The 18,093-nt window shown below is 70.3% G+C and carries 16 protein-coding genes; 9 read left to right on the top strand and 7 right to left on the bottom strand.

Features of this window, described 5'->3' with window-relative positions:
- Nucleotides 1–55: 55 nt before the first annotated feature.
- From ACIA8R_RS33440 to ACIA8R_RS33455, 4 genes are read right to left on the bottom strand one after another with little or no spacing between them, the layout of a single operon-like run.
- Nucleotides 56–856 carry a type II CAAX prenyl endopeptidase Rce1 family protein gene (locus ACIA8R_RS33440; protein ID WP_397041936.1) on the bottom strand — a complete coding sequence of 267 codons (801 nt, stop codon included), beginning with the start codon at nucleotides 854–856 and terminating at the stop codon, nucleotides 56–58.
- Nucleotides 853–1,101 (bottom strand): hypothetical protein, encoded by a 249-nt coding sequence (locus tag ACIA8R_RS33445; protein WP_397041937.1) that lies wholly within the window; start codon nucleotides 1,099–1,101, stop codon nucleotides 853–855. Before ACIA8R_RS33445 ends, ACIA8R_RS33440 begins: the two co-directional genes overlap by 4 nt.
- 35 nt (nucleotides 1,102–1,136) lie before the next feature.
- The gene (locus tag ACIA8R_RS33450) at nucleotides 1,137–1,295 is read right to left on the bottom strand and encodes a hypothetical protein (protein WP_397041938.1); all 159 of its coding nucleotides are present in this window, start codon (nucleotides 1,293–1,295) and stop codon (nucleotides 1,137–1,139) included.
- Between the two features lie 22 nt (nucleotides 1,296–1,317).
- The gene (locus ACIA8R_RS33455; RefSeq protein ID WP_397041939.1) at nucleotides 1,318–2,862 is read right to left on the bottom strand and encodes an apolipoprotein N-acyltransferase; all 1,545 of its coding nucleotides are present in this window, start codon (nucleotides 2,860–2,862) and stop codon (nucleotides 1,318–1,320) included.
- A gap of 1,069 nt (nucleotides 2,863–3,931) precedes the next feature.
- Between ACIA8R_RS33455 and ACIA8R_RS33460 the strand changes: the two genes are divergently transcribed.
- On the top strand, nucleotides 3,932–4,306 hold the full coding sequence (locus ACIA8R_RS33460) for a hypothetical protein (protein ID WP_397042033.1): 375 nt from the start codon (nucleotides 3,932–3,934) through the stop codon (nucleotides 4,304–4,306).
- A gap of 9 nt (nucleotides 4,307–4,315) precedes the next feature.
- On the opposite strand, the gene ACIA8R_RS33465 is transcribed toward ACIA8R_RS33460, so the two are convergent.
- Both ACIA8R_RS33465 and ACIA8R_RS33470 read right to left on the bottom strand, forming a co-directional pair.
- Nucleotides 4,316–5,305, bottom strand: a complete 990-nt coding sequence (locus ACIA8R_RS33465) for a transcriptional regulator (RefSeq protein WP_397041940.1) — start codon at nucleotides 5,303–5,305, stop codon at nucleotides 4,316–4,318.
- On the bottom strand, nucleotides 5,302–6,261 hold the full coding sequence (locus ACIA8R_RS33470) for a transcriptional regulator (protein ID WP_397041941.1): 960 nt from the start codon (nucleotides 6,259–6,261) through the stop codon (nucleotides 5,302–5,304). Before ACIA8R_RS33470 ends, ACIA8R_RS33465 begins: the two co-directional genes overlap by 4 nt.
- A 117-nt stretch (nucleotides 6,262–6,378) precedes the next feature.
- Here ACIA8R_RS33470 and ACIA8R_RS33475 point away from each other — a divergent pair, with 117 nt between their 5' ends.
- From ACIA8R_RS33475 to ACIA8R_RS33490, 4 genes are all read left to right on the top strand, one after another.
- The gene (locus tag ACIA8R_RS33475; RefSeq protein ID WP_397041942.1) at nucleotides 6,379–10,236 is read left to right on the top strand and encodes a S8 family peptidase; all 3,858 of its coding nucleotides are present in this window, start codon (nucleotides 6,379–6,381) and stop codon (nucleotides 10,234–10,236) included.
- 244 nt (nucleotides 10,237–10,480) lie between these two features.
- Nucleotides 10,481–11,494: a hypothetical protein gene (locus ACIA8R_RS33480; protein WP_397041943.1), complete on the top strand. Its 1,014-nt coding sequence runs from the start codon at nucleotides 10,481–10,483 to the stop codon at nucleotides 11,492–11,494.
- A gap of 68 nt (nucleotides 11,495–11,562) precedes the next feature.
- Nucleotides 11,563–12,768 carry a sensor histidine kinase gene (locus ACIA8R_RS33485; protein WP_397041944.1) on the top strand — a complete coding sequence of 402 codons (1,206 nt, stop codon included), beginning with the start codon at nucleotides 11,563–11,565 and terminating at the stop codon, nucleotides 12,766–12,768.
- Nucleotides 12,765–13,406, top strand: coding sequence for a response regulator transcription factor (locus ACIA8R_RS33490; protein ID WP_364101436.1), 642 nt, complete (start codon nucleotides 12,765–12,767; stop codon nucleotides 13,404–13,406). Before ACIA8R_RS33485 ends, ACIA8R_RS33490 begins: the two co-directional genes overlap by 4 nt.
- Nucleotides 13,407–13,658: 252 nt before the next feature.
- Here ACIA8R_RS33490 and ACIA8R_RS33495 read toward each other — a convergent pair whose 3' ends face one another.
- On the bottom strand, nucleotides 13,659–14,243 hold the full coding sequence (locus tag ACIA8R_RS33495; protein ID WP_364101439.1) for a helix-turn-helix domain-containing protein: 585 nt from the start codon (nucleotides 14,241–14,243) through the stop codon (nucleotides 13,659–13,661).
- Between the two features lie 89 nt (nucleotides 14,244–14,332).
- Between ACIA8R_RS33495 and ACIA8R_RS33500 the strand changes: the two genes are divergently transcribed.
- The 4 genes from ACIA8R_RS33500 to ACIA8R_RS33515 all read left to right on the top strand — a co-directional run bounded on the left by ACIA8R_RS33500 (nucleotide 14,333) and on the right by ACIA8R_RS33515 (nucleotide 18,086).
- Nucleotides 14,333–14,965 carry an NAD(P)-dependent oxidoreductase gene (locus tag ACIA8R_RS33500; RefSeq protein WP_397041945.1) on the top strand — a complete coding sequence of 211 codons (633 nt, stop codon included), beginning with the start codon at nucleotides 14,333–14,335 and terminating at the stop codon, nucleotides 14,963–14,965.
- A 2-nt stretch (nucleotides 14,966–14,967) separates the two neighbouring features.
- Nucleotides 14,968–15,123 (top strand): hypothetical protein, encoded by a 156-nt coding sequence (locus ACIA8R_RS33505; protein WP_397041946.1) that lies wholly within the window; start codon nucleotides 14,968–14,970, stop codon nucleotides 15,121–15,123.
- Entirely contained in the window at nucleotides 15,120–15,755 is a 636-nt protein-coding gene (locus tag ACIA8R_RS33510; protein WP_397041947.1) for an SGNH/GDSL hydrolase family protein, read from the top strand. The genes ACIA8R_RS33505 and ACIA8R_RS33510 overlap by 4 nt, the downstream gene beginning before the upstream one ends.
- Before the next feature lie 171 nt (nucleotides 15,756–15,926).
- The gene (locus tag ACIA8R_RS33515; protein WP_397041948.1) at nucleotides 15,927–18,086 is read left to right on the top strand and encodes a hypothetical protein; all 2,160 of its coding nucleotides are present in this window, start codon (nucleotides 15,927–15,929) and stop codon (nucleotides 18,084–18,086) included.
- Nucleotides 18,087–18,093: the final 7 nt, after the last annotated feature.

Raw genomic sequence — 18,093 nt, forward strand, 5'->3', positions numbered from 1 at the left:
CGTGGGCTTACGCAACGGGACAACGGCCGAACTCGAACCCGAACCAACCTAACCTTCAAAGGACCCGCGCCCGGCTCGGGCGCATCAGCCACACGGCAGCGGCGAGTGTGAGCACCCAGCCGATCACTTCGATGAGCAGGTGATCGGTTGCGTTGGGGACGGATTGCAGCAGGTACACCCGGACGCTGTTGATCGCTCCGTGCGTCAGGACCGCGGGCCAGACACTCCCCGACTGCCGGCGAAGTGCGAGCAACAGCGGAGCCCATGGCAGCATGCCCGCGAAGTAGATGACGATGTCCCAGGGTGGTCGATCACCGATGACGGCGAGGACCGGCAGGTGCCAGACGATCCAGACCAGACCGCTGACAAGGGCCAGCGGCCAGAATCCCCATGACGCGGCGCGCGTCGCCAGCCAGCCGCGCCAGCCGAACTCCTCGCCGATGGCGAAGACCGACTGCATGAGGAAGACCGGAACGATCCACATGGTCGCCGTGAGGATCTGGTCAAGCGGGTTGAGCTGCCAGATCCCCAATGCCAGTGCGATGGCGGTTTGGATCGCGGCGATCGCGGCGATGAGGCCGATGCCGATGCCGGCCCACTTGGGTGTGCCGCGCCACCTGGTGGCGAACGTCTCTCGAAACGTTCCGGGGCGTCGGGCAAGCCACATGATGATCGCTGCGAGCAGCGGGGTCAGTTGCAGGATCGGCGTGATCAGGTTGTAGAAGTCCGTCGGGACCAGCCGGAAGGCCATCGGAACGGACAGCGCGAAACACAGCAGGACGGCGATCGCGAAGAACCACGTGACATCGATACCTGTTGATCTGGCAGAACCGGAGCGCGTGGAGGACGCCGTCATGATGACCTCGTCTCGTGCGGGCGCGAGGATCCAGCTCGATGAGTGATCTTGGTGTAGCGCGGATCGGCCATCTTGAACTCGGGGAGAATCTGGACGACCGGGTCGTCCACGGAGCATCGGTCCGTCAGCAGCGTGATCGTCTCGACGGACGACCCGTCGATCAGCTCCTGGTCACCGGCATAGGACGGGGATGTCCAGCCGACGGGCATGACGACGCTGAGAGGTATGAGACGTAGGAAACGCACGATCTCGAAGCTAGGGCGGGCGGAATCGTCCGGCCTCACCCGAAGGGGTGAACCTGGTACCGCCCGTCAGGATGGAAATGGTGGTGAGCGACGAGCCCGTCCTCGCAGGCGTAGATCACCACGTGCACGCGGTCACGCCGGTCCAGCTTGTGCAGGAGGGCCCGGACGTGCGACTTCACCGTGTTCTCGCTCATGCCACGAGCAGCCGGCGCGGCCTCAAGCGCCCTGAGGTCGGGGACCCGGTCCTTGAACCTCGATCTCCTGCCTCGCACCGGTCACCCAGGGCCCGGCGACGGTCAGCCGCCTGGTGCGCAGGGCTGCGGCCCCGAGAGCGGCCATCGCCGCGAGGCAGAGCCAGGCGAACACGTCGCCGATGCGCGCATATATCGTCGGATCACTGGCGACAGGCACATACGCGGACATCGTCTGCTGCTTGGTGGTGAAGTAGTCGGCCGAGGTGAGCGTCCGGCCCTGCGGGTCGAAGACCGCGGCCAGGCCGTTGCTGGCTTGCCGGATCAGCGAGTAGCCGTTCTCCACCGCCCGGACGACCGCCTTCTCGGTGTGCGTGGCGCCGAAGCCGTACCAGTCGTTGGACGGCACCATCATCAGGTCCACGTCGGCGGCCTGCCTCATCAGGGCGGGGAAGTCGGCGTCGAAGCAGATGACGTTGGCCAGGCGGCCGAACGGGGTGTCGGCGGTCGGCACCCTGCCGTCCCCGGGGTCGAACGGATCCATGCCCGGCACCGGGCGGGCCTTCTCGTACGTCCATAGGACCCGCCCTCTCGGATCGACGAGCACCGTCTCGTTACGCATGTACGGCGGCGCACCTGTGATCACGATCATTCCGGCGTTCACATAGCTGCCGGTCCTGACGGCGATGGCGGCGATCTCGTCGATCAGCCGCTGCCTGTCGGCCTCGCGTGCCGCACCGCCCGCCTCCGGCCAGACCACGATCTTGGCTCCGGCGCTCGCCTCGCGTTCGGTGGCGGTCAGCAGGGAGTCGTTGACAGGGGCGAGCGCCCGCCGAACCGTGTCGGGATCCGCCCCGGCGAGCTGTTCAGGCGAGGGAAAACCGTTCAGGGCCTTGTTGGACGCCTCCAGAACCGACCGTGCGGGACTGACCCCGGCCACCCGTACGGTCTCGCCGGCGGGCGCCGCGAACGCCAGGCGCATGCTTCCGCCGACGAGCACCAGCGTCAGCACGGCCCCGAAGGGTGCCACCCGCCGCCAGGTGAATCCATCCTGCCAGAGGTGGTTGCAGACGGCGGCGAACCAGGCGATGAGGAAGCTGATGCCATAGCCACCGGTCACCGAGGCGAGCTGGAGCAGCGGGAGGTTGTCGTGCTGGGTGGCGGCCGGCGAACTCAGGATGTTGCCGACAGGACTGACATTCGCGAGCGCGTACTCCACGCCGACCACCCCAAGGGGGAAGACCAGCGTGGCCCACGCCCCGGGTAAGCGCGCCGCGACGAGACGGTCGAGAACGTACGGCACTACGCCCGCCAGCGCCATGACCAGGGAGAGCGCCAGCACCGGGCTGAACACCGGCAGCCCGCTCTCGTAGAGCCAGAACGTGGTGGACACCACGGTGGCGAGTGCGATGCCGCCCATCGCCGGAAGCGTCCGGCTGGTGCGGGAGAAGCGTAACAGCAGGATCAGATAGATCCATGCCGCCCCTGCCACCTCCCATCGGCCGTGCGCGGCCACGAGCGAGAGGGCGGTTCCGGCAGCGAGCGCTGCCCGGCGAGTCACATGATTCATGCGGCGAATGTAGGCAGCGCGGACCTCACCTCCCATCCCGAACACCCCCGAACCGCAGTAGGGAACACCCCCGGCCTGGTGCCGCGCCCCTGATCCCACCCGGACGTCCCGAAGCGCAAGGACGTGCCCGCGGTGGTCTCCGCCGGAGGGGGCTGGAGGCGCCCCGGAAGGCCGCGCAGGCAAGGGACGAACCCACTGACTTGATCAACGCAGCGTTGGAAGAGCCGGCCTGACGTCCGTGGTCGATCAGGACTGCTGCTGGATGATGTTGACCATCCAGGTGATCCCGAACTGGTCCACGAGCGAGCCGGCCTCGTCCCCCCACGACTGCTTGTCCAAGGGCAACGTCACAGTGCCGCCGACGGACAGCCTCTCGAAGTAGCCGCGGAGTTCGGCGTCGTCGCCGCCGAGGAAGACCGCAACGTTGTTGCCCGGGGTGTGGGGAACTCGGCGTACGTGCCCATCTCCAGGTCGCCGCCCAAGACGTCGCGGTAGAACTCCATCGCCTGCCGTGCGTTCCCGTTGCGGGCACCGACGGTTGCCCGAACCTGGCGTTGACCGCCGAGGTTCTGGCCACGCGGGAACTGCTTGGCGCCTGGACCTGTAGGGAGTGACCGCTCAGGGGGCTGAGGATTCACGCCGGAAAGCCCCCCAAGGAATCACGCGTATTGCCCTCACATGCGCGCTGGGCGTTCCTTGCCGGACTTCTTGTCGGCGAAGACTGGGCTGCAGGACGTCCTGTGCGCCGACCCCGACCCCGGGCCTGAGGTCAGAGCTGAAGCTGCCGTCGCAGGCTCGGTCAGCTCGCGGCAGTGGGCGGGCTCAAGGGCGTCGAGGCCGCACGGACCGCTTGTCCGCAGGGGGCTCAGGTGGCGGCCGGGCTCGGGCCGGATGGAGGTGGCGGTGACCACGTGGTGTTCGGGAGGAACGCGGCGAACACCCCTGACAGCAAGACCAGTGCCGCCACGCTGACGTTGGTGACCGTGGCGGCGGTCGCCGCCGATGGGGACGGGACGTCGAGGGCCAGGAAGACGGCTCCGAGGCCGGCGATGCCGGCGACCTGGCCGAGCTGGGTCGCGGTCGACATCGAGCCGCTGGCGTTCGCCGCGTCCGTCGGCGCGACACGGGTCAACGCCGCGTTGAGGGCGGGGCTGAAGGCCGGCCCCATGCCGGCTCCGACTTCGCCCGGATCTGGAGCGCTCACGACGTGGCCTCCCCCGGGCCGCACATCAAGGTCCTCCGCTACGCCGAAGTCGGCGATCTGCGTCTGACCACCACCACTCTTACCGTGACCGGCGCACCAGAGGCCCGCTTGGTCATCTACGCACCAGCAGACGAGGCGTCGAAGGCGCGACTGGCCCATCTGGCCGAACACCCCTCCCGGCACTGCTCCCTTCCCGACCACCTCCATGAGCCCGGTGGCACAGCAGACGACCTTCGATGAGCGGCGATCTCAGGCACCCGACGCCCTTGGCGCGCCGCGCGGGTCCTCAGGGGTGCTGCGGGCCTGGGATCGGGCGGCCTGTACGCCGGCCTGGAAGCGGGTGTGGGCGCCGAGCCTGGCCATGAGCTCGGCGATGCGCCGCTGGGCGGTGCGGTAGCCGATGCCGAGCTGGCGGGCGATGGCCTCGTCGGTCAGGCCGGTCAGCAGGAGGGCGATCAACCGTTCGTCGTCCTGCGGTGCCTCGCGCGAACCGGTCAGCCGCATCGGCAGCGCCCGCTCCCAGGTCCCCTCGAACAGCCTGCTCAGCGCCTCCAGCAGCCCGGAGGGGTGCACCAGGAGCGCCGCGGAGTCGGGTGACTCGTAGCGCAGCACCAGCAGCGCGAACCGGTCGTCGACCAGATAGAGCTTCATCGGCAGGCTGGGCAGCACCCTGGCCAGCTGGCCCGCGCCGATCATCTCCTCGATCAGCCGCAGCGCGCCCGGCCGGTCGATGAAGTCGCGCTCGTAGATGACCCGGCTGGTGATGCCGCGCTCCAGCAGCTCGCGGTGGGCGGCCACGCTGGCGTGCCGGTCGAAGTACGGCGGCTGGGAGAAGGTCCGTACCTGGTGGCGGGCCGCGCGCTGGAGCTGGTGGAGGCGTTGCCGTACCGCGGCGGCGCCGGTGATCACCTCCACGACCAGCGGCTGCTGCTGCCCGGAGGCACGCTGCTGGAAGGCGTCGTCCAGGTCGGCGGCACGCTCCCTGGCGCGTGCGAGCCCCTCTTCCGCGACGGTGAGCAGCGCGTCGAGCGCGACGTCGGGGGCGACGGCGACGTACCGCGGCGGTTCGTCCGGCAGCCGGTTGATCAGGCCCTTGCTCTCCAGCCCGCTCAGCAGCGCGGGCAGGCCGGGGCCGGCGAAGCCCGCGGCGAGCCGGTCGAGGGAGGCCGGCGAGCACTCGACGAGCAGCTCGTAGAGCTCCTCCTCGGCCGGGCCCAGCCCGAGCGCTTCGAGCGTCATCGCAGCCAGCCGCGCAGGACGGCCTGGTAGCCGGCCTGGAACCGGGTCTGCGCGTCGAGCTGGACCATCATCGCCTGCACCCGCCTGCGCACCGTGCGCACGCTCCAGCCGAGCTGCGCCCCGATGGCCGCGTCGGCCAGCCCCGAGATGAGCAGGGGCAGCAGGTCCTCGTGCGCGTCGGCGGGACTCCGCTCCTCGGGCAGCCGGGCCTGCCCCTGCCGCACGCCCAGCGGGACGGCGCGCTGCCAGTTCATCTCGAACAGCGCGCCGAGCGCCTCCAGCAGCGTCGGGTCGTGCACCACCAGCGCGGATTCGACCAGGTGCAGGTCGTGCCGGAGCGGCACGATCGCCGTCGGCCGGTCGTTCAGGACGAGCTTCATCGGCACCTCGCCGACCCTGGCCTGCTCGCCGGCGGTGATGTAGTCGGTGACCACCGTCAGCGCCCCGGGCAGCTCCATCGCCTTCCTGTCGTACAGGACGCGGTAGTTCACGCCCCTCGCCAGCAGGTCGAACTCACGCGCGTTCTCCCCGATCACCCCGGCGTACGGCGGCGCGTCGAACACCCGGATCGAGCGGTGCGTCTCCCGCTGGAGCTGCTCGAAGCGGTCGTTCACCGCCTGCCTGCCGATCACCACCTCGACCAGCCCGGCGGCGTCGCGCTCGGTGCCCGCCCGGTGGAAGGCGGCGCTGAGCCCGGCGATGCGGCCCCGGGCGGCGGTCAGTGCCCTGGACCTGGCGCTGATCAGCACGTCGAGGCCCATGCTCGGCGCTACCGCGGCGTACCTGGGCGGGTCCTCCGGCAGCCGGGTGACCAGGCCGAGTTCCTGGAGCCTCGCGCAGAGCGCGGCCTGCGGGCCGGCGAGCCGTTCAAGGTCGGCTGCCGTGATCGGCGAGACCTCGATCAGCGTCTGGTACAGCGCCTCTTCGGCCGTCGACAGGCCCAGGGATTCGAGCATGCGCCCATCGTGTCCTCTTCCCGCCAACGGCGTGAAGAGGTCGAAAGGTCATCTTTCCGGATATGGCGCGGAATGGGAGGTTTGGGTGCTCGATCTTGTACTACTCCGAGGAGAACCATGGCTCGCCGCCCGCTCGCCGGGCTGACCGCGTTGGGGTTGGTCCTGTCCATGGGGATGGCCACGCCCTCCCCTTCACCCGAGTCCGCCGACACCCCGCCCCCCACCCCGGGCGCCTTACCCGCCGCGACCCGGCTCACCCTGATCACCGGCGACGTGGTGACGTACGGCAAGGCCGCCGACGGCACCCCTCGCGCCGACGTGGAACCGGCCAAGCGCGCCGGAGGAGCGCCGGTGTCCTTCGTGACCCTGCGGAAGGGCGACTCCTTCTACGTCTTCCCCTCCGACGCGATGGCCCCGGTGGCCTCGGGCCAGGTGGACAAGGGCCTGTTCGACGTGGCGTACCTGACCGCCAACGGCTACACCGACGCCGAACGCCCGACCCTGCCGGTCATCGTCCAGTACGGCACCGCCAAGCAGGCCGCCGCGACGCTGTCGGCACGGGCCGACGCGCTCCCGGCCACCGCCTCGCCCGTCGCCCTGGCCAGCGTCGGAGGCGCCGCCGTCAAGGTGGACAAGAAGGCGGCGCGGGAGTTCTGGGCCGCGGCCGCCGTGTCCCCCTCCGCACGCACGGCCGCGCCGACGGCGATCTGGCTCGACCGCAAGATGAAGCCCGTGCTCGACAAGAGCGTGCCGCAGATCGGCGCGCCGCAGGCCTGGGCCGCCGGCTACAAGGGCAAGGGCGTCAAGGTCGCCGTGCTCGACACCGGCGTCGATCCCGACCACCCCGACCTGGCCGGCCGGATCGGGGCGATGGCCAACTTCACCGACGATCCCGACGCTCGCGACGGCCACGGCCACGGCACCCACGTCGCCTCCACGATCGCCGGCTCCGGACGGTACACGGGCGTGGCGCCCGAGGCCACGCTCCTGGTGGGCAAGGTGCTCAGCTCGTCGGGCTCGGGCACCTCGTCGCAGGTCATCGCGGGCATGCAGTGGGCCGCCGCGCAGGCCAAGGTGGTCTCGATCAGCATCGGCGGCGAGTACGAGGACCAGAACGGCCCCATCAACCAGGCGGTGAACACGCTCAGCGCCGAGACGGGCGCGCTGTTCGTCGTGGCCGCCGGCAACGACGGCGGCAACCGTACCGTCAACGCGCCGGGATCAGCGGCGGCGGCGCTGACGGTCGGCGCGATCGACCGCGAGGAGAAACTGGCCCCCTTCTCCAGCCGAGGCCCGAGCCCGTTCGACTACGGGCTCAAGCCCGACGTGGTCGCGCCCGGCGTCGGCATCGTCGCGGCCCGCGCGCGGGGCACGTCGATGGGTTCGCCCGTGGACGAGCTCCACACCGCCGCCTCCGGCACCTCGATGGCGACCCCGCACGTGTCGGGCGCGGCGGCCATCCTCGCCGGGCAACACCCCGACTGGACGGGCCCGCAGCTCAAGGCGGCGCTCATCGGCACCTCGAAGGACGACGGCCTGACCGCCTACCAGCAGGGCGCCGGGCGCATCGACGTGGCCAGGGCGGTCACCCAGCAGGTACGCGGCTCGGGCAACCTCGACTTCGGCTTCCTGAGCTCCCCGCAGAGCGGCCCGGCCACGAAGACGATCACCTACACCAACGACGGCGACCAGCCGGTGACGCTGGCCCTGCGCGCGAGCATCGCGGCGCACCGGGGCACCACCCCCGATCGGGCGCTCAAGCTGGACCGCGACACGGTGGCCGTCCCCGCCCACGGCGCCGCGGACGTGGCCGTCTCCTTCGACCCGTCAGGACCGGCCACCTGGTACGAGGGTTCGGTGGCGGCCACCGGCGGCGACGTGGTCGTGCGCACGGCCGTGGGCGCGTTCGTCGAGCCGCGCAGGGTCAAGCTCAAGACCGAACTGATCATGCCGGACGGCGCGACCGACGCGGTCTCCGTCCCGTGGATGTTCCTGCGTACCGACGACCGCGACGACCTGGACTCCTTCTACCAGACGGTCGAGGGCGAGGCGAGCGTCTACCCGGGCACCTTCAGCGTCAACACCATCGCCGCCTGGCGAGGTGAGAACGGCGAGTGGCAGCAGTCGCTGCCGACCGCGCCCGAGGTCAAGGTGGACCGGGACACGACGGTCACCCTCGACCTGCGCAAGGCCCGCGAGGTCCGCCTGGACACCCCCCGCACGACCGAGACCTATCTGTCCCACTACGCCCTGCGGCGCACCACCGCGAGCGGCATCGTGGCCGACTTCCTCTCCTCCTACCCGGCGTACGGGCTGCACCATTACTGGATGTTGCCCACCGAACCGGTCAAGCAGGGCGCCCTCGACCTCACCGGCCAGTTCTGGCAGGGCGCGCCGCTCGTCACGATGAAGGCCGCCGGACGCACGCTCGCCCCCCGCTACGCGGGCATCACCCCCGACATCCCCAAGCTGACCGGCAAGCAGACCATCCCGCTGGTGGACGTGGGCCACGGCACCGACCTGTCCGGCCTGGACGTACGGGGCAAGCTCGCCCTGCTCGACCTCGGCGACCTCTGCCCGGAGACGACCTGCTCCGGCGACGGGCTCGACCGCGTGGAGGCCCTGGCGGCCGCCGGCGCGGTGGGCGTGCTCGGTTACGGCGCGTCGGGACGGGCCTTCCTCGACCCGATCGGAAGCTGGGCCTTCTACCCGATCCCGACCATGAGCCTGCCCGCCGACCAGGGCAGGGCGCTGGCCCGCAAGCCGGTCGACGTCAAGGTCGAGGGCAGCCCGGCCACGCCGTACATGTACTCGCTGTTCTTCCCCGAACGTGGCCGGATCCCCGCCGGCCTCGACTACCGGGTGACCAGGAAGAACCTCCAGGAGATCGACGACCGCTTCCACTCGGACCGCCCCGGCACGGTGCGCATGAGCTGGACCCCCGTGCTGATCAACGGCTCCGAACCGTTCGTCGCGTGGGGTCTCGACGGCACCTTGCAGGCACGGACCACGGTGACCGAGTACGTCGGGCCGGTCTCGCCCGACGTGACGTGGCAGCGTGACGTCCGGATGCGGTACGACGAGGGCACCCCCTCCAGGACCGGCTACACCACGGTCGCGCTCGACGTCTTCACCAAGGCGGGACGTCGCACGGAGCGGTGGGGCATGCAGCCCCGAGTGCCCGGCGGCCCGCGCGACAGTGACCGCGTGATCGGCTCGGGCACGGTCACCTGTTTCGCGTGCCGTACCGGCGACCTGTTCACGGCGGCGGTGCCCGTCATGGGCCCCGAACCCAACCACCAGGAGCCCTTCACCTGGAGTGCCAACTTCCAGGCGTGGGCCGGCGGCAAGGACGAACTGCACCTCTACCGCAACGGTCAGGAAGTGCCCCTGGAGGAGAAGATCGGCGCGCTCGGGCCCGTCGGGATCAGGCTGCCGACCTTCACCCTTCCGTCCGGCGAGGCCGAATACCGGCTCACCGACACCTTCCACACCCCTCAGCCGGGACAGCGGTTCGCGACCGACGTCGAAACGGCCTGGACCTTCCGCTCCAAGCGCCCCGAATCCGGGATGAAGGACCTCACCGACGGCCTGTGCGCGGGCTGGCTCGTCACCCAGATCCTGGCTCCCTGCGCGCCGGTCCGCCGGCTCAACCTCAGCTACGACCTGGACCTCGACCTGGACAACCAGACCACGGCCGGGCTCGCCCGCCGCATCACCGTCACCGGCTACAACGGCTCCTTCGGGCAGCCCGACGCCAAACTGACCACGCTCCGGCTCTCGGCCACCTTCGACGGCGGCGCCCACTGGGTACCCGTCCCCATGTCGGCCTCCGGCGACCGCACCTTCACCGGCACCATCACCCACCCGCCCCTGTCCCGGACCGACGGCACCGTCGGCCTCCGCGCCCAGGCCACCGACCAGGAAGGCAACACCGTGGACCAGACGATCCACAAGGCCTACGGACTGAAGTAACCCGGACGAACAGCCAGAAACCCCCAGCCCGGCGTCCCCGAGCGGGGGGTTTCTGTCGGAACGCGAACAGCGCACCCTTGCAGTGAGGGAATGCACTGTTCGCGGCCATGGACTCCCCCGCTTGGGGCGCCCCGCTCTCGCGTCGAGCGTCATCCTTTGGGACGACGCCGTCGCGACCTCCGGAGGAGCCGGCCGAGACCCCGTGACGATGTGCGGGGCACCCCCGCGGCAGCAGATTGGCCGGGTGAACACCTCTCCCCCACGAAACCGTCCCACGATCGTGCCGACCCTGATCGTCGCCGTCTGGTCGGTGAGCTATCTGCCCCTCAGCCTGCTCTGGGCTCTCGGAGGGCCCGCATATCCCTTCGACGCCGGCCGTACGGGCGCGGGCAGCACCCTGCTCGATCCTCTTCCGGCGGCAGCCGGCGGGGCCGTGCTCGCGGTGTCGGCGCTGGTGGCCGGCGTCGTCGCGGTGCTCGGCGGCAGAGGTCCGCTCGACCGGGCCCCCGCCGTCGTGGCCGTCGCGCTCGGCGCCGGCCTGGCGGTGTTCCTGCCTGACGTGCGCATCATGATGACCGCTGGATATCTGCCGGTGATGCTGGTCGCCGCGCTCGCCGGCCAGGCCGAGTTCTCGATGATCGCGACCATGCTCACGTGGCCGAGCGTCAACCTGCTCATCCTGATGGCGGCCGGCGTCAGCCTGATGCTCCTGGGGACGCGCGCGCTGACAGCAGGGGCCGGGCGGCCCGGTGGCGCCGCCCGCGCGCTACGGGTCGGGCGGTACGCGACCGCCGTCGCGGTCGCCGTCCCCGTCGTCTACGCCGTCACCCGCTTCGGCTGGTTGCTGGGCGTGCCTGTCGGGATCAGTGATCGGTTCCTGGCCCACATCGCCGAGATCACCCCGATCGGCGCCGGTCTCAGCACGCTCGGTCTCATCGGTGCGGGCCTGACCTTCGGCCTGGTCCGGCCGTGGGGCGAGATCTGGCCGCGCTGGGTGCCGTTCCTGCGCGGGCGTGCGATTCCGGCACGGCTCCCGGCCTACTCGGCTCTGGCCGTCTCCCTCCCCGTCACCTCCGCCGGGCTGATGTACGTCCGCAAGAAGCTCACCGGCGAGCAGGTCGGCCCTGCGGGGGCGGACACCGAACTGGGGGCCTGGCTGCCGGAGATGTTGTGGCCGCTGTGGGGTGCGGCTCTGGCGGTGGCGGCGCTGGCTTACCTCTCCCGCCGCCGGCACCTCGTTCACGCACACCGACCATAATGGTGGGCGTGCGAGAGTCCCCGTCATCTTCCGATGCCGCGGTTGACTCGTTTCTCGACCGGCATCAGGTGAGCACCGATGCCCTGCTCGCGGTGCTGCTCTTCCTGCCGCTCGGCCTGGTCTCGTTGAGCCTGCTCCGGGCCTCGGACAGTCCTCTGCCGCTCCGCCTGCTCGCGGGTCTCGGCCTGCTGGTGCTGCATGGGTGCGTCGTTCCGCGTCGGCTGCGCCCGCTGGTGGCGTACGGCGTGGCCGCCGCGGCGATGCTGTTGCTGGTGGCACTCCCGCCCCTGCATGACCCGGGCGGCGCCTACTATCCGGCGGTGCTGCTGCCGAGCACGCTGGTCTTCGGGCTGCTGCTCTACACGGCCTGCGGCCGGCTCGGCCTGCTGCCCAGCCTGGCCTGTCTGGGTGTCGCCCTGACGGGTGTGGCCCTGGTCCTGGCGCGCCTGTGGAATCCGGCTTCATGGGGCGGCTCGTCGGGCTCCTACGAGCTGGTCGCATGGCGGATCGGGCTGTCGGTCGGCCTGGTCGCCGCAGCGGCGTGCCTGTGGTCGCTGGGCCGCCTCAGCCGGATCCGGGTGTTGTTCCTGTCCGAGCTCAGGGCGAAGGCCGAGCGCGCGGAGGCCGACCGTGCGCGGGAGCGGCAGGAGGCGGCGCGGGCGGAGCGCGACCGCATCAGCCGCGAGATGCACGACGTGGTGTCCCACTCGCTCGCCGTCATGGTCAGCCAGGCGGAAGGTGGCAGGCTGTCCGCCCCAGGCTCGCCCGGGGCGGACGTGTTCGCCACCATCGCCGGGGTCGGGCGCGAGGCCCTGCGCGACATGCGCGGGCTCCTGGGCGTGCTGCGCGCCGACGGCGGCACCACTCCGCAACCGGGCCTCGGCGATCTCTGCGACCTGCTCGACCAGGTACGCGACACAGGCGTCCGGCTCGCCGTACAGGAGGTCGGGGACGCCCGGCCGCTGCGCCCCGCCGTCGACCTGACCGCCTATCGTGTCGTCCAAGAGGGACTGACCAACGTGATCAAACACGCGGGGGCGACGGCCGCCGCCGACATGACGCTGGCCTGGCGCGCGGACAGACTGCACATCACCATCACGAACGACGGCGCCGGCCCGCCCGCCGGAGAGGCCGGCGTCGGGCTGACCGGGATGCGCGAACGTCTCAGCATGGTGGGAGGCACCCTGGAGGCCGGCAGACGCCCCGGCGCCGGCTTCGAACTGTCGGCCACCCTGCCTTACGAGCCGAGGAGTCTCCCATCATCCGGATCATGATCGTCGACGATCAGGAGCTGCTGCGCAACGGCCTGACCATGGTCGTCAGGTCCCAGCCCGACATGGAGGTGGTCGCCGAGGCCGCTGACGGCCTGGCGGCCCTGTCGGCGCTGGAGTCGCGGCACGTCGACGTGGTGGTGATGGACATCCGCATGCCCCGGATGGACGGTGTCCTCGCCACCAGGGAGATCCAGCGGCTGGACGACCCGCCGAAGGTGCTGGTGCTGACCACGTTCGATCTCGACGAGCACGCCCTGGCCGCGCTGCGCGCCGGTGCGAGCGGGTTCATGCTGAAGGACGCGCCAGGTGAGGAGATCATCGCTGCGATCCGGCACGTGCACCGGGGTGACTCGATCATCGCGCCCGCCACGACCCGCCGGCTCATCGGGCGGCTCGTCGCCAAGGCCGACACCGACCCGGACGCCGTGCTCAAGGTGCTCACGGAGCGTGAGCGTGAAGTCTTCCTCAGCCTGGCCGGAGGCGCGTCCAACGCCGAGATCGGAGTCGAGTTGTTCCTGTCGGAGACCACGATCAAGACCCACGTGGGGCGCATCCTGACGAAGCTCGGGCTGCGCGACCGGGTCCAGGCGGTGGTACTGGCGTACGAATCCGGCGTTGTCACTCCGGGCGAACGTTAGGCGCCGACTCACGCGCATCGCGTCCAGGCCGCTGGGTTGAGGTCGGCGCCCGGACTGGTCGATCCCATGGGCCATCAACCGCGATCGCCTCCTTCCTCAAGTGGATGGTCCGCCGGCGGCGTTCTCTGCACGAGGGCGATCTCACGGACCCGAGCGGGAGGGCCCAGGCCATCGGACTCCCTGCTCGACAGCGCTGAGCGGCGGCCCACACGTCCTGGGCGCCCCGAGATCGGGTTGTCCCAGCGCCCGATCTCAGGGGGCGAGGGACTCGTACAGGGTGCGGGCGAAAGCGGCGGCCGCCTCGTGGGTGTCGGAGCGTGCGGGGGTGGACATGTGGCCGAGGAAGGCATGCTGGAAACAGGCGCCGACCAGGAGACCGGCGGCGGCCCGGACGTCCGCGTCCGGGTTCAGGCGGCCCTGTTGTTGTTCGGCGCGCAGGTACGCGGCGATCGCTTCGTTGACCTTGTGGGGGCCGACGTCCTTGCGCCGGATCTCGGCCTTGTGGGCGGCAAGGGTGGCAGGGTCGGCGAACATCGAGGCGAACATGGGGAAGCCGCCGCTGTAGAAGGTGATCGCCGCCGTGGCGATGGCGGTGAGATTGTCCACGACGTCCCCGGTTCCGGCCTTGCCGTGCAGCACCTCGGCCAGCCGGCCGAAGCCGGGTGAGCGTTCGCGCATCACCGCGACGAGCAGGTCGGCCTTGTTGGTGAAGTGCTTGTAGAGGGCGGCCTCGGTGAATCCGGCGGTGCGGGCGATCTGTCGCGTGGTCACGTTGGCCAGGCCCTGCTCCGCCATGACCGTGGCGGCCGCGTCGAGGATCGCGTCCCTGGTGCCCATTGCTGCTCCTTCGCGACTTGACGTAGTTAGTAAACGCTCACTAACGTCACCCTATCAGTTAGCGAGCGTTTACTAACCGGGAGTCCCTGATGAAACTCGCCCTTTTCGGCGCAACTGGCGGCACCGGACAGCAGCTGCTCGACCAGGCACTCGCCGCCGGCCACCACGTCACCGCGATCGTCCGCGACCCGACCCGGCTGCGCCGGCCGGACCGCCCCGGGCTCGACGTGGTGACCGCTGAACTGACGGACGCCAACGCGATCGGCGCCGGCGTGACCGGCCAGGACGCCGTGGTGTCCACCCTGGGGCCCAGGCCGGGCGCGGGCGGGTCGGTGTGCGCCGACGGCGCCCGCGCGATCATGACGGCGATGCGAGCCACCGCGACCCGCCGCCTGATCGTCGTCACCGCCAGCGGGCACATCGTCGACGAGGGCGACGGGCCGCTGAACCGAGCCCTGGTCAAACCCCTGCTACGCCGTCTTCTGCGAGAAGGATTCGCCGACTTCGCCCGCACCGACGAGGCCGTCCTCTCCAGCGGTCTGGACTGGACCATCATGCGGCCTCCGCGCCTGACCGACGGCGAGCGCCGCCCCTACCGCACCGCCATCGACCGCAACGTGCGCCGCGGCATCACCATCGCCCGCGCCGACCTGGCCCACGCCATCCTTGCCGCACTCGCCGACCCTGCCACCGTCGGCCACAGCATCAGCCTGGGGTACTGACCATGAGAAGACGGATCGTCATCTCCGTGATCCTGCTGGTGTCCGTCGTGCTCACCGGCACCGGCGCCGTGGCCCATCTCACCTTCCTCCGGCCGACCTGTGCGCTCAGGGCCCGCCGGGCGAGCGCCCCCGCGTGGTCGCGGCCGGCGCCAGCATGACCCAAGGCACGCTCGGCGCGGACTGGGTGGCGGCCCTGCGCGCACGGCCCGAGCACCGCGCTTACGAGTTCGTCAACGCGGGCATCAACGGCAACACCACCGCCGACCTGCTAAAGCGCCTCGACACCGACATCCTGGCATGCCGGCCGGCCGCGGTCCTGCTCCTGATCGGCACCAACGACGTCCGCGACGGCGTGGCGCTGGAGCGCTACCGAGCCAACCTCGGCGCGATCATCGCCCGCATCCAGGCCCGCACCGCCGCGCGGATCGCCGTGATGTCCCTGCCGCCACTCGGCGAGGACCTGGACACCACGATCAACCGATCGCTCGCCGGACACAACGCCGCGATCAAGGAAATCGCGCACCGGGCACAGGTCCAGTACCTGCCCGTGCATGAGCGTATGGCCGACCACCTGCGGACACAGGGCAGACGGCAGCCGTACGCCTTCAGTTTCCCGCTGGCCTTCGCCATCGCCGCCCAGCATTACCTGCTCGGGCGCAGCTGGGACGAGATCGCCTGCCATGGCGGGCGCGACCTCCTCGTCGACCACGTGCACCTGAACGACCGCGGCGGAGCGATCGTCACCGATCTCGCGTCTCGCTGGCTGTCCGAGCGGCCCACCGCCTTTTAGTGCGACAGCCGTCCCCGTGATCAGCGCGGCCGAACGCCGGCCACCGGAGGACCACAGTCGCGGCGTTCACGTCCCCGATCCTGCACGCGATCCGTATTGACGCGGGCTGGGACGCGATGGATTCTTGCGATGCCTTCCCCTCCTTCTGGCCGCGTTGACAGGAGTGAACCGATGAAGCAGTTCAACCAGCGGCCGAAGCGGAAGTCGGCGCGCCGGTGGCCGTCCCCGGAGCGCGGGGCCGGCGATCAGGTCCAGCCCGGCGGCGCCCAGGTCAGGGCGGAGAATCAGGACAGCGACGATGAGGGCACGGTGGCGGTCGTCGAGGAGACCGCGTTCGTCGTCCACCAGGCACAGGTCATCGGCCAGGAGCCGCTCAGCACGATCGAGCCGCTGGCCAAGACCAAACGCACCGAGACCGTCGTCGTCGAGACCGTCGTCGCGAGGGCGGCCGACCTGGTCAAGCTGATCGGCGTCAAAACCCCGGAAGAGCTCCAGAAGATCATCCTACGGCCGCGTCTCGCCCAGGCGGTGGCCGAGGAGGCCGTCCTGTACTTCGCCACGGAGGGGAGACTGGGCGATTGGCCGAAGCTGCTGCGACTGTGGGCCGAGTGCACGGAGGCGGATCGGGAGAAGGTCTTGAACACGCTCCCGGACGTCGTGATCCAGCCGGTGTTCACACAGATGGTCGACACGTACGTGGAGGCGATGTCGAAGCACGCGGAGCCGGACTATTTCGACATCTCCGCCGCGTTCGAGGTGACCATCGACGAGTTTTCGCTACAGGCGTCGCCCAGCCTGGACAAGGAGGCGGCGCCGGGCGCCGTCGGCAAGGCGATCGTGCTCGGGCCGCCGAACGTCTTCGCGACCAAGGACGGTCGCATGATCGACGTGCCCACGCCCGCGAAGCCTGGCAACCTGTACACCCATCCCTCGGACGAGGTGCTGGAGACCATGAACGACGTCTCCGGCGTGAACCTGCCGACGACGGTCACCCTGACGGCCAAGAACGAGCTCTGGCTCGGGGGCGGCCCGAGCCCCGACGACGTACGCCAGGGCGAGCTCGGCGACTGTTTCCTGCTGTCGCTGCTCGGTGCCATCGCCCAGCATGACCCCGACCACATCCGGCGGATGGTCAAGAAGGACGACGACACGTACGTGGTCACCTTCACCCGCACGATCAAGGACAAGAACCAGGAGTTCCGCGTGCCCCAGCAGGTCAAGCTGGACACCCTGATCTTCCCGCACAGCAACCAGAACGCCCTCCTGGGGGCCCGCGCCCGGGTCCAGATCGGAGAGCCCGTCCACCGGCGGCGCAGGACGCTCGGCGCCGACGACGATCCGGGCGACGAGTACCTGGAGAAGTCCTACAAATTGCGCACCGCCATGTGGGTGCCGATCGTCGAGCGCGCGTACGCCGTCCTGGCCGGCGCTCACGGCCTCTTCGCCAACAAGGAAACCCCCGACGAGGACGTCAACGGCTACGTCGCCATCAGCAACGGCAGCGTCGCCAGTCACGCCATCCTCTCCTGCCTGTACGGCCATCGCTTCCGGCGCAGCGGCTCGGTCCAGGTGACGAATCTGAACAAGTCGATCTCCCGCCCACCCGACTCCCTCGACCGGCCCAGCTCGGAGCTGTTCAACCTGCTGCTCATGGTCGGTCATCAAGCCGCGAACCCCTCGCCCTGCCTGGCGATCCCCACCGCGGCCATCAGCTGGCGCGACGTCGGCGGGCAACTGGTCGACCTGTTCCGCAAGCAGCTCGGTGATGCCCGGCTCGACGACTTCGAGCGCCTCGACCCGCTTCTCGCCGTCATCGTCGAGAAGCTAGAAACCGCCATAAAGGCGGGCGAAGAGGGCCTCACCCCGTTGGAATCCGACGCGAAGTTCCAGGACGCGTGCGCCGCCGTCATCAAGGACCTGCTCCCCCGCCGGTCAGAGGCCCCATGGGCGAGCCGGGCCGTCAAGCTCCTCGCCGCGCTGGCGCCGCCGGTGAGCATGCCCGCGTCGCAGCCGTACCTGTTCGCCCGGCACGCCTACATGATCGGCGCCGTGGATCTCCAGCCTGCCGGGAACTGGCCGGCTCCCGACTACGAGACCAACCCGGCGCGCGGCGGGTCGCTGAACAACCTCGCGGCCATGGCCACCGCCCTGGCCGCGCTCGACACCCGGGCATCGACCATCACCCTGATCAACCCCCACCACAAGAACTCCCCCAACCTGGACAAGAAGCTCGACGCGGCGACGGACACCGGCACGTTCCGCCTGACCCTCGCAGAGTTCCTGGGCTTCTTCACCCAGGTCGACTACGGCATCGTGAGCCGAGACGCCTAACGCCCGC

Source organism: Nonomuraea sp. NPDC051191 (assembly GCF_044455665.1).
Taxonomy (GTDB): Bacteria; Actinomycetota; Actinomycetes; order Streptosporangiales; family Streptosporangiaceae; genus Nonomuraea.

Excerpts from the sequence above, each read along its gene's own strand:
- ACIA8R_RS33515 (WP_397041948.1), top strand. The coding sequence starts at position 15,927 with ATGAAGCAGTTCAACCAGCGGCCGAAGCGGAAGTCGGCGCGCCGGTGG.
- ACIA8R_RS33500 (WP_397041945.1), top strand. The coding sequence starts at position 14,333 with ATGAAACTCGCCCTTTTCGGCGCAACTGGCGGCACCGGACAGCAGCTG.
- ACIA8R_RS33465 (WP_397041940.1), bottom strand. The coding sequence starts at position 5,305 with ATGACGCTCGAAGCGCTCGGGCTGGGCCCGGCCGAGGAGGAGCTCTAC.
- ACIA8R_RS33510 (WP_397041947.1), top strand. The coding sequence starts at position 15,120 with ATGACCCAAGGCACGCTCGGCGCGGACTGGGTGGCGGCCCTGCGCGCA.
- ACIA8R_RS33505 (WP_397041946.1), top strand. The coding sequence starts at position 14,968 with ATGAGAAGACGGATCGTCATCTCCGTGATCCTGCTGGTGTCCGTCGTG.
- ACIA8R_RS33470 (WP_397041941.1), bottom strand. The coding sequence starts at position 6,261 with ATGCTCGAATCCCTGGGCCTGTCGACGGCCGAAGAGGCGCTGTACCAG.
- ACIA8R_RS33475 (WP_397041942.1), top strand. The coding sequence starts at position 6,379 with ATGGCTCGCCGCCCGCTCGCCGGGCTGACCGCGTTGGGGTTGGTCCTG.
- ACIA8R_RS33490 (WP_364101436.1), top strand. The coding sequence starts at position 12,765 with ATGATCGTCGACGATCAGGAGCTGCTGCGCAACGGCCTGACCATGGTC.
- ACIA8R_RS33495 (WP_364101439.1), bottom strand. The coding sequence starts at position 14,243 with ATGGGCACCAGGGACGCGATCCTCGACGCGGCCGCCACGGTCATGGCG.
- ACIA8R_RS33440 (WP_397041936.1), bottom strand. The coding sequence starts at position 856 with ATGACGGCGTCCTCCACGCGCTCCGGTTCTGCCAGATCAACAGGTATC.
- ACIA8R_RS33455 (WP_397041939.1), bottom strand. The coding sequence starts at position 2,862 with ATGAATCATGTGACTCGCCGGGCAGCGCTCGCTGCCGGAACCGCCCTC.
- ACIA8R_RS33450 (WP_397041938.1), bottom strand. The coding sequence starts at position 1,295 with ATGAGCGAGAACACGGTGAAGTCGCACGTCCGGGCCCTCCTGCACAAG.